Below are 14,724 nucleotides of genomic sequence, written 5' to 3'. Positions count from 1 at the left end.
TGGCCCCGGCGCCTACCCTGCAGGCATAGGTTCAGACCTTCGTCTGCCATTGCCTCAGGAGCCCTCCATGAAACGCCTTCGCTTTGCCACCTCTGTATTCACTGCGGCCTTGCTGCTGGCCTGTGCGGGCGCATCCGCTCAAACGCCGCCGCAGGACGCGCGGGCACGCTACGAGCAGGAGCGGGAAAAATGCATGACCAACAACACCCAGGACAGCCTGGCCACCTGCCTGCGCGAGGCCAACAACGCACTGGACGCTTCGCGCAAGGGCGATCTCAGCAACCCTGGAGCCGCCGCCACCGACAACGCCACCCAGCGTTGTGCAGCGTTCCAGACGGCAGCTGACCAGGCGGATTGCATGCGCCGCGTGCAAAGCAGCCCGGCGAGTGGCTCGGTCTCCGGCGGCGGCGTGCTGCGCGAATCGACCACGACCACCATCACCGTGCCTGCGCAACAGTAACCTGACCTCCCATCAGGTGCGGTCTGTCACAAAGGTATCCGCGCCCAATCTGCGCAGCGACCGAGGCGATCAGCCCAAGGCCACACGCATCGCGTCGATCACGCCCCGATAGTCCGGCTTGCCAAAGATGGCGCTGCCTGCGACAAAGGTGTCAGCGCCCGCGTCAGCCACGCGGCGGATGTTGTCGGTCTTGATGCCGCCATCGACTTCCAGACGAATGTCCTTGCCAGACGCATCAATGCGCTTGCGCACAGCTTCGATCTTGCGCAGCGCGGAGTCGATAAAGCTCTGGCCGCCAAAGCCGGGGTTCACGCTCATGATGAGGATGAGGTCGATGTCGTCGATCACCCAGTCCAGCACGTCCAGAGGTTCGGCAGGATTGAACACCAGGCCAGGCTTGACGCCTTTGGACCGGATGGCCTGGATGCTACGGTGCACATGGCCCGAGGCATCGGGGTGGAAGCTGATGTAGTCAGCACCCGCGTCGGCAAAGGCAGCGGCCAAGGCATCCACAGGCTGGATCATCAGGTGCACGTCAATCGGCACGGCCACGCCCGCAGGCGTTTTGGCGTGGGGCTTCAAGGCCTGGCAGACCATGGGGCCAAACGTCAGGTTGGGCACGTAATGGTTGTCCATCACGTCAAAGTGAATCCAGTCGGCGCCAGCGGCAGTGACATTGCGCACTTCCTCGCCCAGGCGGGCAAAGTCGGCGGAAAGGATAGAGGGGGCGATTTGGAATGTGCGGCTCATCCCCCGATTGTCGCAAAGCGCAGAACCACTGGGGGTTTTGGCACTTGGGAGTTGCCCACACACGGGGCGGCACGGTTACCATGCGGCCCATGCCAAAGTACCAGTTTGACGTGGAAGTGCTGCCCGAATACCTGCCCGAGCAGTCAGCGCCGGACACCGGGGTGTTCAGCTTCGCCTACACCATCACCATCACCAACGCAGGGGACGCGCCCGCCCAGCTGATCTCGCGACACTGGATCATCAGCGACGCGCGCGGCCACACCGAAGAGGTCAATGGCCTGGGCGTGGTGGGACAGCAGCCACTGCTCAAGCCGGGTGAGTCGTTCCAGTACACCAGCGGCTGTCGCCTGCGCACCTCCAGTGGCACCATGCACGGTACCTTCCATTGCGTGGCCGAAGATGGCGAGCCTTTCAACACCCCGGTGCCCTTGTTCGTGCTGGAGGCGATCAGCCACGGCCCGTCGGGTGAGCCCCTGAGCGGCCGGGTGCTGCATTGAAGAACCATTCCCACAGCCCCCATGCCCACCCCTCCATGGGACCGCTATCCATCGGATGGGCGGCTTTTCCTGTGGGAGCAGGCCACCCATGAAAAATAGCGCCGAGCCCAAAGACCTGGCCCACCTGCTGGCGGCGCTGGACCCTGCCGCCGACCTGGCCCATCGCCACCTCTGGCTCATCCACCTGCTGGACTGGGTGCGCGGCAAGCGTGATTCGGTGCCTGCCGCGGTGGGCCGGGTGCAGCTTTTCATCGATGCAGTCGCGGCGCGGCCCGATATTCAGCAGCGGCTGCAGGCCTGGTGGGCGACGCTGGTGGACCAGGTAGACATCACCACCTTGCTGGCGGACTTTGGCTTTGCACCCCGCACCGCCCTGGTCAGCGAGATGGCCGAACGCCTGCGCACCAAGCTGCTGCCGGGCAGCCCAGAGACCATCGATGCGTCCGAACTGTTCATGCTGGCCTTGCCCAGTGCGTTCGACGCGCAATGGCTGGCCGCGCTGGATGAAGCCACCCTGAACCGCCTGGTGATGTTGCTGGCCCAGGACAACGCCGATGAGCGCCCAGGCGGCGCGACACGCTGGCACCGCGCCTTGCTGGACGCCATCACCTACTGTGCAGGGCAAATCCTCTCGACCGGCTTTGCACCCGAACTGCGGCTGCGCATGAGCGAATCTGCACGGGAGGCACAACCCTTCCACGCCCTCATCCGCGACGTGGAAAGCCTGCGGGTCGAGGTGCTGCACGCACTGCGCACCCCCGACCGGCTGGACGCATCCGCCCAGCGCCTGCGCGAACGCCTGGAAGCCTGCCGCGCGGCGGCTGCCACCGTCTATACGCATTTCGAGGACAACGGCATTTCGGTGGGGCTGGTGTTCCGGCTGCGGCAGCTGCGCGAGCGCATCTTGCGCGTGCGCGTGTTGCTCGACTGCCTGCTGTCCGCGCAGCCCGCAGTCACTGCGGCGCAACTCATGGCACAGCTGGTGATGGTGGGACAGGAGCGGCGCAGCCTGCGCGCGCTGCTGGCCTCCAACTCATCGCTGCTGGCGGCCAAGGTGGCCGAGCGCAGCGCCGAAACGGGCGAGCACTACATCACCCGCACCAGTGCCGAATACCGCTCCATGCTGCGCAAGGCGGCAGGGGGCGGTGCGCTGATGGCCTTCACCACACTGATCAAGTTTGGCCTGTATGCGCTCGCGCTCTCGGCCTTCTGGGGCGGCTTCATGGCGGGCATCAACTATGCCGTGAGCTTTGTGCTGATCCAGTTGCTGCACTTCACGGTGGCCACCAAACAACCTGCCATGACCGCGCCCGCCATGGCGGCCAAGCTCAAGGAGCTGGGCACCGGCGATGCGATCGAGTCGTTCGTGGACGAGATCACGCACCTGGTGCGCTCGCAGGTGGCTGCTGTGCTGGGCAATGTGCTGGTGGTGTTCCCGGCCGTGCTGGCGCTGGCTGCACTGATTGCACTGGCCACGGGCCACCCGGCCATCAGCGAGAAGCAGGCCGAGCATGTGTTCGAGTCCCTGCACCTGCTGGGGCCGTCGCTGTTCTTTGCCGCCTTTACCGGGGTGCTGCTGTTTGCCTCCAGCATCATCGCGGGCTGGACAGAGAACTGGTTTGTGCTGCACCGCATGGACTCGGCCTTGCACTACAACCCGCGCATCACCGGGCTATTGGGTGCCGAGCGCGCCGCGCGCTGGGCGCGCTTCCTGCGCGAGAACCTGTCGGGTTTTGCAGCCAACATCTCGCTGGGTTTCATGCTGGGCCTGGTGCCTGCTTTCGCTGCGTTTTTCGGCTTGGGGCTGGATGTACGGCACGTCACCCTCTCCACCGGGCAGGTGGCGGCCGCCGGCGCCACGCTGGGTCTGCAGGTGCTGCAGTTGCCCGCGTTCTGGTGGGCAGTAGCCTCGCTCCCGTTCCTGGGCGCACTGAATGTGTCGGTGAGCTTTTATCTGGCCTTCAGTCTGGCGCTGCGTGCACAGAACGTGAGCGGCGTGGACCGCTCGCGCATCTATGCCGCCATCCGCGCCCGCCTGCGCACCGCGCCGCTGAGCTTTTTTGTGCCCGAGCGGCGGGGACCGCTGGCGACAACGGCACAGGGCTGAGGCGAAACCGCCGCCTCTGTCCTACAAGGGCGGAGTGTTTCCGCCTGTAAATTCAAGGGCCCAACGCCCCAGCGCACCCCGTCCCATCTGCGGAGGGCCTGTGCGCCGGGGCCTCCACTCCAACGGGCAGCGCCCGTCTGACGCAGAGGTCCGATGACATGAATGAAATCCTGAGCTTTTGGGCGCAGTGGCTGCGCCCCTCGGCCGGGCTGCCAACGGTGCAATGGTCACTGCTGCTGGCGGTAGCCGCCATGGCAGGCTATCTCACCCAACGCCACACCGGCCTGCCCAAGGTGGTGGGCTATTCGCTGGTGGGCACGGCAGCCGGCCTGGCAGGCTTCAGCGGTGCAGTCTGGCCGCTGCAGGGCATTGGCCTGTTCCTGCTGGAGCTGGGCGTGGCCATTGTGCTGTTCGAATGTGGCGGCCGTATCCCGCTGCGCTGGTTCCGCCACAACCCCATGGTGCTGGTGCAGAGCATTGCCGAATCGGTGCTGACCTATTTCGCGGTGTACTGGGTGCTGGTGTGGCTGCAGCTGCCGCCCCAGGCGGCTGGCCCGCTGGCCCTGGTGGCGCTGGCGGCATCTCCTGCAGTGCTGACCCGTGTGGTGGCCGACACCCGTGCCGCCGGCCCGGTGACCGAACGCGCCATTGTGCTCACCACACTCTCCACGCTGTATGCCCTGACCCTGGGCAGCGCCAAGGCAGAACTCATCAACCGCCAGAGCCTCACCGTGCTGGAGGCCGTTTCGCCCGTGGTGGTGGTGCTGGGCGTATCGATCGTGGTGGCCGCCGTGCTGGCCCTGGTGCTGCGCATGGCGTTGCGCTTCATGAGCCCCACCAGCGAAAACACCTCCATGCTGTTCCTGGCCCTGGTGGCTGCAGGCACGGCAGTGGCCGCTCACATGGGGGGCTCGGCACCACTGGCCGCGCTGCTGGGGGGCATGCTGCTCAAGCAACTCAACCCGCGCCCCTGGGCCTGGCCACGGCAGCTGGGCAATGCATCGTCCCTGCTCACCATGCTGATGTTCGTGCTGGTTTCCACCGTGGCAGCGCAGGCCGACTGGAGCGCGCCCGTGGCCGGCGTGGTGCTGGCCCTGATTGCCGTGCGCCTGCTGGCCAAGGCCACCGGCGTGGCGCTGGGCAATGTGGGCAGCGGCGCCAGCTGGAAGCAGGCGCTGTGGGTGGGCTGCGCGATGACCCCCATGTCCTCCATCGCCCTGCTGATCGCCTCGCAGTTTGTACTCGCGTCGCCTTCCACCGGCCATGTGATCGCGGGTGTGGCGCTGCCCGCCATCTTGCTGATGGAGGTATTTGGTGCCGTCATTGCCACCGTGGCCATTTACCGTGCGGGCGAAAGCTCCAAACCCTGGGCACCCCTGACCCGCAGCAACAACAACGGAGAGTCCCCCCGTGAGTCTTGAAGCCTTCACCCATTCCGAGCCGCTGACGCTGGGCGTCGAGCTGGAGCTGCAGCTGGTCAACACCAACGACTACGACCTGGCGCCCTACGCCGAGGACATGCTGCGCCTCATGAAGAAAACCCCGCTGCCCGGTAGCGTAGTGCCCGAGATGACGAACAGCATGATCGAAATCTCCACCGGCATCTGCCACTCGGCCAGCGAGGTGCTGGGCCAGCTCACGCCCATCCGCGATGCGCTGGTCAAAAGCGCCGACAAGCTCAACATTGCCGTGGTGGGTGGCGGCACGCACCCGTTCCAGCAGTGGCACGAGCGACGCATCTACGACAAGCCGCGCTTTCGCGAGCTGTCCGAGCTGTACGGCTACCTGTCCAAGCAGTTCACCATCTTCGGACAGCACGTGCACATTGGCTGCCCGGATGCGGATGCGGCGCTGCTGATGCTGCACCGCATGTCGCGCTACATACCGCACTTCATTGCGCTGTCGGCGTCCAGCCCGTACGTGCAGGGGCAGGACACGGCGTTTGACTCGGCCCGGCTCAACTCGGTGTTTGCGTTCCCCTTGTCGGGGCGCGCACCGATGGCGCTGACCTGGGACGACTTCACGACCTACTTCAACAAGATGACCCGCACGGGCGTGGTCAAGAGCATGAAGGACTTCTACTGGGACATCCGCCCCAAGCCCGAGTTCGGCACCATCGAGATCCGCGTGTTTGACACGCCGCTGACCATCGAGCGCGCTGCGGCCCTCGCGGGCTACGTGCAGTCGCTGGGCGCTTGGTTCCTGGCCGACCAGCCCTTCATGCCTGAAGAGGACGACTACCTCGTGTACACCTACAACCGCTTCCAGGCCTGCCGGTTTGGCATGGACGCGGTGTATGTGGACCCGGCCACGGGCGACCACATGCCGCTGCGCGAGCACATCCTGCGCACCATGGACAAGATCGCAGGCCACGCGGCGGTACAGGGCGCATCCAGCGCCATGCACATGCTGCGCACCGAGGTCGAGGCGGGGCAGAACGATGCCCGCTGGCTGCGCCAGCGCCAGAGCGAAGAGCAGCTGCTGGCCGAGGTAAGCCGCCAGGCAGCGCAGCGCTTTCGCGGCGCGGCGGCCTGACCCGCACGCCAGGCGCCGGCCACCTCACGCGACTCTGACCTCAAGCAGCGAGCGCCAATCTGCGCGCCTGCTGCGTACGCCCGCCATAGCCCCAGTCGCTGGCGGGCAGCTCCCGCACCACCACGTAGCTCGCAGCGGCCAGGGCGCCATCCCCCGCCAGCTGGCCCTTCAGCTCGGCAAACGCGGCAGCGATGAAGGCGGCCTTCTCCTCCTCGGAGTTCGTGCCCTCGGTGATGCTGATCTCCAGCAAGGCCGTGGGCTGCGCCACCGGTGCACCACCGATATGCCAGCGGGCAGGGGGCAGGTCGTCGATGACCACAGCAGTCACCTCGCGGCGTTTGCCCAATCGCTGGACCGTGAGGTCGGTGAGGGCGCTGGCCAGCGCCTGGTAACGCTCAGGGTTTTGCAGCGGGGTCAGTTTCAGAACAAGGGTTGGCATGGTGTTGGGGCCTCCTGGGTGGATGGGGTCGTGGGCGCGGACGGGGTCCGCAGGAAGAGGAAAACCCGGCGGGTCATGCGCACAAGCCCCCACGCCACCCAGGCATGGGCTTCGCGAATCGCCTCCCGGCGCAACTGCATGGCATCGCGCAAGCGCTGGTACTCGTCGGGGTGTAGGTGAGGGTCCATGGCATTCCTTTCGGGGTGAGGCCACTGTAGGCAGCACCACGCAAGGCCGAAACCGCATCCCGCGCAAGACCGTTTTGCACCCAGCGCACAGCCCCGCCGTTACCATCGGCCGATGCGCGACATCCGCTTTGAAGACATGCACCTGTTCGCCCGCGTGGCCGACCTGGGCTCGCTGTCGGCCGTGGCGCGCGAGCGCGATGCACCGGTGAGCCAGGTCTCGCGCACCCTGGCGCGCATTGAGAAAGCCTGTGGCGCACGGCTGCTGCACCGCACCACCCATGGCCTCACGCTCACGGCAGAAGGGCAGACCTTTCTGGACTACTGCCGCCGCATCAACGGTACGCTCGACGAGCTGGAAGGTGAGTTCGCCCAACAAAGCGGCCAGCCCAGCGGCTGGGTGCGCGTGGCGTCCAGTTCGGTGGTGGCCGAGCACCTGCTGATCCCCAGCTTTGACAGCCTGCAGCACAAGCACCCGCAACTGCGCGTGGAGCTGGTAGTGGACGACCGCATGGCCGACATGGCACGCGATGGGATCGACATTGCCATCCGCACCGGCCCGCCGCTGACCGACACCGTGGTGGCGCGCCCCCTGGGCACGCTGGCCCGCGCGCTGTACGCCACACCCGGCTACCTGCAGGCGCACGGCGTGCCACAGCACATCGACGATCTACGCCAGCACCGGCTCATCACCAACAGCGCAGTGGCCTTTCTGAACCACTGGCCCTTTCGGGTCGATGGCGTGCCCGAGGTGCTGGTGGCCGAGGGCCACTGGCGCTCGGGCAGCACGGCCATCACCGCGCGGCTGGCGCTGCAGGGCCTGGGCATTGCGCGCCTGGCCACGGTGGTGGCAGATCCCCTCGTGCGCCAAGGCCTGCTGGCACCCGTGCTGGCCCACTGCGTGGACCTGCAGCCCAGCACCATCCACGCCATCACCCTCACGCGCAGGCACCGGTTGCCCAAGATCCAGGCCTGCATCGACCACTGGGCGGCCTGGTTTTCTCAGACAGAAAGCAGCACCTCATGCCTTTGACCTTTTTGACCCTTTTTTCTGGGACCACCGAGCGACGCCATGGGTGAGTTCGACCTGATCGCCCGCTACTTCACCCGCCCCGTCCACAAGGCAGCCCTGGGCGTGGGCGACGACTGCGCGCTGCTGGCGCCCGCACCCGGCATGCAACTGGCCGTCTCCAGCGACATGCTGGTGGAGGGCCGCCACTTCTTTGCCGACGTGGACCCCGAAGCCCTGGGCCACAAGGCGCTGGCCGTGAACCTGTCCGACCTGGCGGCGTGTGGTGCCAAGCCGCTCGCGTTCACGCTGGCCCTGTCACTGCCCCGGGTGGATGAGGCCTGGCTCGCAGGCTTCTCGCGCGGGCTGCTGGCGCTGGCCGATGCCCACGGCTGCGAGCTGGTGGGCGGCGACACCACGCAGGGCCCGCTCAACATCTGCATCACCGTGTTTGGCGAGGTACCCACCGGCCAGGCCCTGCTGCGCAGCCGCGCACAGCCCGGCGACGACATCTATGTGAGTGGCACGCTGGGCGACGCCAGGCTGGCGCTGGAGGCGCTGCTCGGCCACATCGCCCTGCCCGCCGAGGTGCTGGCCCGCGCCCGCCTGCGGCTGGAGCGCCCCACGCCGCGCGTGGCCCTGGGCCTGGCCCTGCGCGGCGTGGCCACCAGCGCCATGGACGTGAGCGACGGACTGCTGGGCGACCTGTCGCACATCCTCCAAGCCTCGGGGGCAGGGGCCTGTATCGACACCTCCAAAACTATACATTTAATAGCAGCAAAGGCATATTCGACTAGCGCAACCAGCCCATTGGACCCTGAACTGGTCCACCAATGCACCTTGGCGGGCGGTGACGACTACGAGCTGGCCTTCACCGCCCCGCGCGCGCGGCGTGACGCGGTGGCCGCCTCGGCGCAGGCAAGCGGTACACCCGTCACCCGCATCGGCACCGTGCTGGCTGAGCCAGGCCTTTGGCTGGTGGACGCGCAGGGGCAGGCGGTGGAGAACCGTTACGCCTCGTTCGACCATTTCCGGTGACGGGTGGTGGCAGGCAAAAATTTTTTGCAACCCATGAATCCTTTTGCGCAACCAGCCGCTCTTGGTAGGGAAGGTGCCCTGTGCCGGCGCCTTCATTTCCCCACCAAGGAGTTTTTCACCATGCTGTACCGCAAGAACATCACCCGCCCCGAAAGCCTGCTGCGCGTTGCAGGGGGCGTCGCCCTCATCGCTGCAGGCCTGTGGTGGATGTCCGCATCGCCCCTGGGCCTGGCATTGGCCGCCTCGGGCGTTGGCAGTATCCTGAGCGGCGCGTTTGGCTACTGCCCCGCCTGTGCCATGGTGGGCCGCAAGCCTGTCGAGTGACCGCCCATGGCCACCACCCACCCAGCCCCCACCGTGGCCCAGCTTCTGCCCGCCGCACGCAGCGGTGACGCGGCGGCCATGGAGCAGCTGCTGCGCCTCACCCGTCCCGACATCCGCCGCTATGCGCTGCGCCACTGCGCCGCCACCACGGCGACGGACGACGTGGTTCAGGAGGCGCTCATCATCGTGTACCGCCGCGTGGGCGCGCTGCGCGAGGTAGCGGCGTTCGGCGGGTGGGTGGTGCGCATCGTGCAGCGGCTGTGCATGCAGCCCATGCTGGCCTGGCTCAAGGGCGAGCCGCTGGCACAGGTGGAAGACAACCTCGCCTGGTCGCACCGCCCCGACCACGAACTGCGCCATGACCTTGCCCTGGCCATCGACTCGCTGCCGTCCCTGTACCGCGAGGCCCTGCTGATGCGCGACTTCGAGGAGCTGACCATCGAGGAGATGGCGCAGCGGCTGGGTGTGACGCGCGAGGCGGCCAAAAGCCGCCTGCACCGCGGGCGGGCCCTGGTGCGGGAGTACCTGGCACCCACGGACCGCACCGGCACCACGTAGCGCTGCAGCGCGGAGAACCCGCCTCAGCGCATCTGGAACAGCTCTTGGTGAAAGCGCGCAGGCGAGCGCCCCAGCTGCTCCATGCCCTGGCGCACCGCCTCGGCAAAACCCTGCGGTCCGCAGAACCACACACTCGCCGCCGGGCTGGTGCCTGCGAGCAACTCTGCGGGTGTCACGGGCCCAGTGTCGTTGCTGTAGTGGATCTCCAGCGTCACGCTGGGCAAGCGGGCACACAGCGCGGCCATGCGCTCGGTAAACACCGCCTCGCCCGCATGGCGCACACAGTAGTGCAGGTGCACCCGGGGCGCCAGCGCGGGCGTGGACTGCATCGACTCCAGCCAGGCCATGAACGGCGTGGCGCCAATGCCTGCGGCGACCCACACCTGCTCGGTGGCGCTGTCGCTGCGAAAGTCAAAGCAGCCATACGGCCCCTCGATGCTCACCTGCTGCCCGGGACGGACATGCAGGGGCAACTGGCTCGTGTGGTCGCCCAGCGCCTTGATCGCAAAGCGCAGCACGCCATCGCCCTGGTCGGCGTTGAGCAGGGTGAAGGGGTGCGCCCCCTCGGCACGGCCAAAGGTGACAAACGCAAACTGACCGGCCGCATGCTTCCAGCCACTGGCGGGGCTGACCTGGCAGGTCACTTCCAGCACCCCGACCCCTTGGGACGACACGCCCACCACACGGGCTGCATGGCGGCGGCTGCGCCCGATGGCCCCGGCCAGCGAGCGCACGGCGCACAGCGCCCCCACCAGCGTGCACAGGCCCACCAGAACGCCTGCAGGCTGTTGCCACCAGGCGGGCGGCGTGAGCACCACGGCATGAAAGGCCAGCACCAGGTACACCACGGCCAACAGCTTGTGCAGGTAACGCCACACGTGGTACGGGAACCGCTGCCACAGCGTGATGACCAGCATGGCCGCGAGGAACCACACAGCCCACTCCCCCATCTCCTCGGCCAGGTGGCGGAAGGTGTTGAGCCACCAGTCCGCGCGCGGCGCGCGCACCGGGCGACCCACCCAGGCGGCCAGCAGGCTGCGCGACAGCTGCAGCCCGTAGTGCAGCAACGCCAGCACGATCGCGCCGATGCCCGCCCACTTGTGCAGGCAGTAGCTCTTGTCCAGGCCGTCCAGCGGCTTTTCCAGCCACGCGGGCCGCACGGCCAGCACCATGATCAGCGACATGAGTGCCCAGGCCGATACCCCGCTGAGCAGGATCAGCTGGTTGCGCCACCACCAGACATCACCCCACGCGGGCGGCGCAGGCTGCGGCACCCACAGCGCCAGCAGCCACGCCGTACATGCCAGCACCAGGGAGCCCCCCAAGACCTTCTTCCACATCACCAGCCCCAAAAACTTGTTGCAATGCAGCAAATATAGAAACCCGCGATGAACGCCACCTGAACGGTGTGTGAAGCAGCGGCAAAGCGCTGCAGCTTGCGGCCGGAGGTTGATCTGCATCAGCCCGCTGCGCGGGCACCGGCCTCCCCGCAATCAAGTCCGCACAAAACGCGCGAGCGGCCTGCGCGGCGTGGCAAGCACCTCGCCCTGCGGGTATCCCATGCGGCAGAACATCTGCACCGTAGGCTCCTGGGGCGTGCGCGGCGCGGGCCGCCCCAGCACCAGCTGGTGCACGTGCTCGAAGTGCGGGGCCATTTCGGCAAACTCCTGCACCGCCTGGCTCATGGGGTGCATGCCCACACCCAGCGCCGTGGCCTGCAACTGCTGGCGCACGTACAGGCGCCCGGTACGGATCTGGTCGCTGCGGGTGTTGGGGCCGGCGATCCACACAAAACCCATGGCCGTGCGGCTATGGCCCTCAAAACGCCCCATGGCGCTTTTGTAGGCGGCGCTGCCTTCGGCCGGGGGCTGGGTGCGGTCGAACATGCCCAGAGCGTCCACGGCGCGCACAAAGGGCGAGTTGATCGAGATGCCGTCGCGGTGCTGCAGGATTTCGCCTGGCCCCACGCGGGTGAGCTGGATGCTTTCCATCATGGTGCGCGGCGTGAGCAGCTCTACCCGGGCAGATTCCCAGCACAGCGTGCGCAGCGCGGGCAACTGGTCGGCGCTGACGGTGCCGCCCACGCGCAGCGGGGCTTCAGCCGGGGCGCTGCCCAGCAACTGGGCCAGCACCCCGGGCGCGATGGCCCGGGTGGTATCGAAATCCGTCTTGGGCGTGCGGCGCAGCAGCACCTGCGCAAACAGCGGGTCGGGCTGGCCACCAGGCTTGAGGGTGATGCGCGCCACGGGACGGTCGTCCCAGTCCTTCAGGGCCGCAGGCATCTCGCCCTGTGGCCACAGCAGCACCTCGCTGGCCAGGCCTTGCTGAGCCAGCGCCATCACCAGCAGCTCCAGAAACGCGCCATGGCCGATAAGGATCTGGCGCCCCCACGGATCCGTCTGTGGCAGCACCCGCGCAGGGTCGGTGCGCAGGGTGATGACACCGCTCTCGCGCAAATCCACCAGCCAGGGCTGCAGGTTGTGCGAATTGGGTGCGGTGATGGCATAGGCCACGGCACGGCGGCGCAGGTCGGTCTCGCCCACCGGGCCTTTCCAGGCCTCCACCGCCTCGGCGGGATAGTGCGAGCCCACGGCACCACAGGCGACCAGCGTGCCCGCAGTAGCGGCGGCGATGGTGCCACCCCCTGCCAAACGGATGAAGTTGCGACGGTTCATGAGAATGCTCCGGTGGTTCAAAAGGTGATGCGGTCAGGCCAGCGCGGCACGGGGCAAACGGGTGGACAACAGCCCCAAATCGACCAGCGCCTGGCGCACGGCCTGATCGAAGGGGGTGTGGGGCTCGTCGCCGATGAGCGCGCGCAGGCGGGTGTTGTCCAGACGGTGGGGTGTGCGCCACAGATAGCGCATGTCCGCCAGCGCCGCGAACGTGGGTGCCACCAGCCCCATCACGCGCAGCAGCAGCCACGGTAACTGGCCCACCCGCAGCGCGCCCGCATCGGGCAACCAGCCCTGCTCTGCTGCAATGGCCGTGAAGCTGTGCAGCCACTGCTGCGCGGTAACGTGGTGCCCAGCGAAATGCAGGCACTCGAAGGCGGCCAGCCGGTCCCGCTCTTGCGCCACGCGCACGAAGGTGCGGGCCAGGTCGGGCAGGTAGGCCCAGGGCGTGGCTACGTCCAGCGGGCCGGGCCAGGTGATGCGGCCCCGGGGCAAGTCCTTGGCAATGGCCTGGTCGATCCAGCTGCCCGTGCCGGTGCCAAAAAAATCCCCGGCGCGCAACACCACAGCACGCATCTCGCCCTGTCGCGTGGCGGCCTGCAGCCGCTGCTCCAGCTGCACCCGCGTGCGGCCCTTGAAACCGGTGGCGGCCTGGGGCGTGTCTTCGCGCAGTACGGGCGGCATGGCTTCGCCAAAGTTGTAGACGTTGCCCGGCAGCATCAGCGTGGCACGCAGCTGGCGGGTGACGGCGATGGCCGCCTCCATCAGCACCGGGGCCTGCTCGCGCCAGGCCTTGTGGGTGTAGGCAGGGTTGAGCGCATGCACCACCACCTGCGCGCCCTGCGCCTGGGCCGCCAGCGCGGCAGTGTCCTCCACTGCCACCGGCATCCACCACACGCCTGGAATGGCGGGCAATGCAGCGCTCTGCGCACTGGGGCGCACCTGTGCCAGCACCTGCCAGCCAGCCTGCGCAAAGGCGCGGGTGGCCGCCAGTCCCAGCCGCCCCCGGGCGCCCAGGATCAACACGGTGGAGGGATTGTCCGTGCAGTGTGGAAAACGGGTATGGGTGATCATCTGAGGGCTCCATTCACAAGGGATGGAGCGATTGTGAAAACGCCGGCACCGTTACACAATTGGCTAAGTGTTCATATCAGTAATGCAAATATGAATACCTCTAACCACCCTCCTGCCGCCCCATTGCGGGCACGCTATTGCCATGAACCAGACCTTTGACTGGAGCCTCGTGCAGTCCTTCCTGGCCGCACTCGACCAGGGCAGCCTGCTGGGCGCCGCCCGTGCGCTCAACGCCAGCCAGCCCACCATCGGCCGCCACATTGCCGAGCTGGAATCGCAGCTGGGCGTGGTGCTCTTTGAGCGCACCGGGCGCGGCCTGCTGCCCACGGCCACGGCGCTGCGGCTGGCCGAATCGGCCCGCGCCATGGAGATGGGCGCCCACCAGCTGGCACGCAGCGTGTCGGGCGCGGAGGAAGGCGTGAGCGGCACCGTGCGCATCACCGCCAGCCAGCCCGTGGCCTGCGTGCTGCTGCCGCCCGTGCTGGCGCGCATGCGCCAGGCGCTGCCCGAGGTGCAGGTGGAGCTGGTGGCCAGCAACCAGGTCACCAACCTGCTGCGCCGCGAGGCCGACATTGCGCTGCGCATGGTGCGCCCCGACCAGGCCAGCCTGGTGGCCAAGCGCATCGGCGCGGTGACGCTGGGCGCCTATGCCCACCGCGACTACCTGCGCCGCAAGGGCACACCCCGCCAACCGCCCGACCTGCTGCAGCACGAGCTGGTGGGCAACGACCGGCACGAAGACATCCAGCAAGGCTTTGCCGCGATGGGCTACCCGGTGGAGCGCGGGCACTTCGCGTTCCGCACCGACGACCTCATGGCCTACTGGGAGGCTGTGCGGGCGGGGCTGGGCATCGGCTTTGTGGGCAACTACCTGGCCCGCACCGACCCGAACGTGGTGGCCGTGCTGCCCATGCTGCCCCTGCCCGATCTGCCCATCTGGCTCACGGTGCACCGCGAGATCCGCACCAGCCGCAAGATTCGGGCGGTGTATGACTTTCTGGCGGCAGAGGTGCCCTTGGTGCTGTAGACCACGGGCAGCTCGCTGCCTGGCTGCTAGCATCCCAGTCCCTTTG

The 14,724-nt window shown here is 67.5% G+C and carries 16 protein-coding genes; 10 read left to right on the top strand and 6 right to left on the bottom strand.

All coding sequences use genetic code 11. The annotated features are described in order from the left end of the window. Nucleotides 1-67: 67 nt before the first annotated feature. Nucleotides 68-460, top strand: a complete 393-nt coding sequence (locus IB236_RS23195; protein ID WP_060984630.1) for a hypothetical protein — start codon at nucleotides 68-70, stop codon at nucleotides 458-460. Nucleotides 461-529: 69 nt separating this feature from the next. Here the strand turns inward: IB236_RS23195 and rpe are convergent, their stop codons facing one another. Further along, nucleotides 530-1,210, bottom strand: coding sequence for a ribulose-phosphate 3-epimerase (gene rpe / locus IB236_RS23190; protein WP_192422367.1), 681 nt, complete (start codon nucleotides 1,208-1,210; stop codon nucleotides 530-532). An 89-nt stretch (nucleotides 1,211-1,299) separates the two neighbouring features. Between rpe and apaG the strand changes: the two genes are divergently transcribed. The 4 genes from apaG to IB236_RS23170 all read left to right on the top strand — a co-directional run bounded on the left by apaG (nucleotide 1,300) and on the right by IB236_RS23170 (nucleotide 6,349). Beyond that, nucleotides 1,300-1,707: a Co2+/Mg2+ efflux protein ApaG gene (gene apaG / locus IB236_RS23185; RefSeq protein WP_192422366.1), complete on the top strand. Its 408-nt coding sequence runs from the start codon at nucleotides 1,300-1,302 to the stop codon at nucleotides 1,705-1,707. Between the two features lie 88 nt (nucleotides 1,708-1,795). Then, complete coding sequence (locus tag IB236_RS23180; protein WP_192422365.1) at nucleotides 1,796-3,814, top strand: site-specific recombinase; 2,019 nt, start codon at nucleotides 1,796-1,798, stop codon at nucleotides 3,812-3,814. 158 nt (nucleotides 3,815-3,972) lie between these two features. Then, nucleotides 3,973-5,235, top strand: coding sequence for a cation:proton antiporter (locus IB236_RS23175; protein WP_056065273.1), 1,263 nt, complete (start codon nucleotides 3,973-3,975; stop codon nucleotides 5,233-5,235). Then, complete coding sequence (locus IB236_RS23170; protein ID WP_056747835.1) at nucleotides 5,225-6,349, top strand: YbdK family carboxylate-amine ligase; 1,125 nt, start codon at nucleotides 5,225-5,227, stop codon at nucleotides 6,347-6,349. Before IB236_RS23175 ends, IB236_RS23170 begins: the two co-directional genes overlap by 11 nt. A gap of 40 nt (nucleotides 6,350-6,389) precedes the next feature. Here IB236_RS23170 and IB236_RS23165 read toward each other — a convergent pair whose 3' ends face one another. Both IB236_RS23165 and IB236_RS23160 read right to left on the bottom strand, forming a co-directional pair. After that, nucleotides 6,390-6,788 (bottom strand): tautomerase family protein, encoded by a 399-nt coding sequence (locus tag IB236_RS23165; RefSeq protein WP_192422364.1) that lies wholly within the window; start codon nucleotides 6,786-6,788, stop codon nucleotides 6,390-6,392. Further along, a complete protein-coding gene (locus tag IB236_RS23160; protein WP_192422363.1) occupies nucleotides 6,770-6,976 on the bottom strand; it encodes a hypothetical protein in 207 nt (68 codons plus the stop codon). The genes IB236_RS23165 and IB236_RS23160 overlap by 19 nt, the downstream gene beginning before the upstream one ends. 112 nt (nucleotides 6,977-7,088) lie before the next feature. Here IB236_RS23160 and IB236_RS23155 point away from each other — a divergent pair, with 112 nt between their 5' ends. The 4 genes from IB236_RS23155 to IB236_RS23140 all read left to right on the top strand — a co-directional run bounded on the left by IB236_RS23155 (nucleotide 7,089) and on the right by IB236_RS23140 (nucleotide 9,902). Next, on the top strand, nucleotides 7,089-8,006 hold the full coding sequence (locus IB236_RS23155; RefSeq protein ID WP_192422362.1) for a LysR family transcriptional regulator: 918 nt from the start codon (nucleotides 7,089-7,091) through the stop codon (nucleotides 8,004-8,006). Nucleotides 8,007-8,045: 39 nt separating this feature from the next. After that, nucleotides 8,046-9,020, top strand: coding sequence for a thiamine-phosphate kinase (thiL, locus tag IB236_RS23150; protein WP_192422361.1), 975 nt, complete (start codon nucleotides 8,046-8,048; stop codon nucleotides 9,018-9,020). 120 nt (nucleotides 9,021-9,140) lie between these two features. Next, complete coding sequence (locus IB236_RS23145; RefSeq protein WP_056065267.1) at nucleotides 9,141-9,344, top strand: DUF2892 domain-containing protein; 204 nt, start codon at nucleotides 9,141-9,143, stop codon at nucleotides 9,342-9,344. Between the two features lie 6 nt (nucleotides 9,345-9,350). Next, complete coding sequence (locus IB236_RS23140; protein WP_192422360.1) at nucleotides 9,351-9,902, top strand: RNA polymerase sigma factor; 552 nt, start codon at nucleotides 9,351-9,353, stop codon at nucleotides 9,900-9,902. A gap of 23 nt (nucleotides 9,903-9,925) precedes the next feature. On the opposite strand, the gene IB236_RS23135 is transcribed toward IB236_RS23140, so the two are convergent. From IB236_RS23135 to IB236_RS23125, 3 genes are all read right to left on the bottom strand, one after another. After that, nucleotides 9,926-11,242, bottom strand: coding sequence for a ferric reductase-like transmembrane domain-containing protein (locus tag IB236_RS23135; protein WP_225581332.1), 1,317 nt, complete (start codon nucleotides 11,240-11,242; stop codon nucleotides 9,926-9,928). Between the two features lie 153 nt (nucleotides 11,243-11,395). After that, the gene (locus tag IB236_RS23130) at nucleotides 11,396-12,577 is read right to left on the bottom strand and encodes a twin-arginine translocation pathway signal protein (RefSeq protein WP_192422359.1); all 1,182 of its coding nucleotides are present in this window, start codon (nucleotides 12,575-12,577) and stop codon (nucleotides 11,396-11,398) included. A gap of 33 nt (nucleotides 12,578-12,610) precedes the next feature. Beyond that, entirely contained in the window at nucleotides 12,611-13,651 is a 1,041-nt protein-coding gene (locus IB236_RS23125; protein ID WP_192422358.1) for an NAD-dependent epimerase/dehydratase family protein, read from the bottom strand. Between the two features lie 142 nt (nucleotides 13,652-13,793). On the opposite strand from IB236_RS23125, the gene IB236_RS23120 reads away from it, so the two are divergent. Further along, on the top strand, nucleotides 13,794-14,678 hold the full coding sequence (locus tag IB236_RS23120; RefSeq protein WP_108499038.1) for a LysR family transcriptional regulator: 885 nt from the start codon (nucleotides 13,794-13,796) through the stop codon (nucleotides 14,676-14,678). Nucleotides 14,679-14,724 lie beyond the last annotated feature (46 nt).

Source organism: Acidovorax sp. ACV02, assembly GCF_014851475.1.
In the GTDB taxonomy this organism is placed as follows: Bacteria; Pseudomonadota; Gammaproteobacteria; order Burkholderiales; family Burkholderiaceae_C; genus Acidovorax; species Acidovorax delafieldii.
This window is presented reverse-complemented; position numbering and strand designations above follow the sequence as displayed.

Excerpts from the sequence above, each read along its gene's own strand:
- IB236_RS23180 (WP_192422365.1), top strand. The coding sequence starts at position 1,796 with ATGAAAAATAGCGCCGAGCCCAAAGACCTGGCCCACCTGCTGGCGGCG.
- thiL (WP_192422361.1), top strand. The coding sequence starts at position 8,046 with ATGGGTGAGTTCGACCTGATCGCCCGCTACTTCACCCGCCCCGTCCAC.
- rpe (WP_192422367.1), bottom strand. The coding sequence starts at position 1,210 with ATGAGCCGCACATTCCAAATCGCCCCCTCTATCCTTTCCGCCGACTTT.
- IB236_RS23130 (WP_192422359.1), bottom strand. The coding sequence starts at position 12,577 with ATGAACCGTCGCAACTTCATCCGTTTGGCAGGGGGTGGCACCATCGCC.
- IB236_RS23125 (WP_192422358.1), bottom strand. The coding sequence starts at position 13,651 with ATGATCACCCATACCCGTTTTCCACACTGCACGGACAATCCCTCCACC.
- IB236_RS23160 (WP_192422363.1), bottom strand. The coding sequence starts at position 6,976 with ATGGACCCTCACCTACACCCCGACGAGTACCAGCGCTTGCGCGATGCC.
- apaG (WP_192422366.1), top strand. The coding sequence starts at position 1,300 with ATGCCAAAGTACCAGTTTGACGTGGAAGTGCTGCCCGAATACCTGCCC.
- IB236_RS23135 (WP_225581332.1), bottom strand. The coding sequence starts at position 11,242 with ATGTGGAAGAAGGTCTTGGGGGGCTCCCTGGTGCTGGCATGTACGGCG.
- IB236_RS23175 (WP_056065273.1), top strand. The coding sequence starts at position 3,973 with ATGAATGAAATCCTGAGCTTTTGGGCGCAGTGGCTGCGCCCCTCGGCC.
- IB236_RS23140 (WP_192422360.1), top strand. The coding sequence starts at position 9,351 with ATGGCCACCACCCACCCAGCCCCCACCGTGGCCCAGCTTCTGCCCGCC.
- IB236_RS23120 (WP_108499038.1), top strand. The coding sequence starts at position 13,794 with ATGAACCAGACCTTTGACTGGAGCCTCGTGCAGTCCTTCCTGGCCGCA.
- IB236_RS23145 (WP_056065267.1), top strand. The coding sequence starts at position 9,141 with ATGCTGTACCGCAAGAACATCACCCGCCCCGAAAGCCTGCTGCGCGTT.
- IB236_RS23155 (WP_192422362.1), top strand. The coding sequence starts at position 7,089 with ATGCGCGACATCCGCTTTGAAGACATGCACCTGTTCGCCCGCGTGGCC.
- IB236_RS23195 (WP_060984630.1), top strand. The coding sequence starts at position 68 with ATGAAACGCCTTCGCTTTGCCACCTCTGTATTCACTGCGGCCTTGCTG.
- IB236_RS23165 (WP_192422364.1), bottom strand. The coding sequence starts at position 6,788 with ATGCCAACCCTTGTTCTGAAACTGACCCCGCTGCAAAACCCTGAGCGT.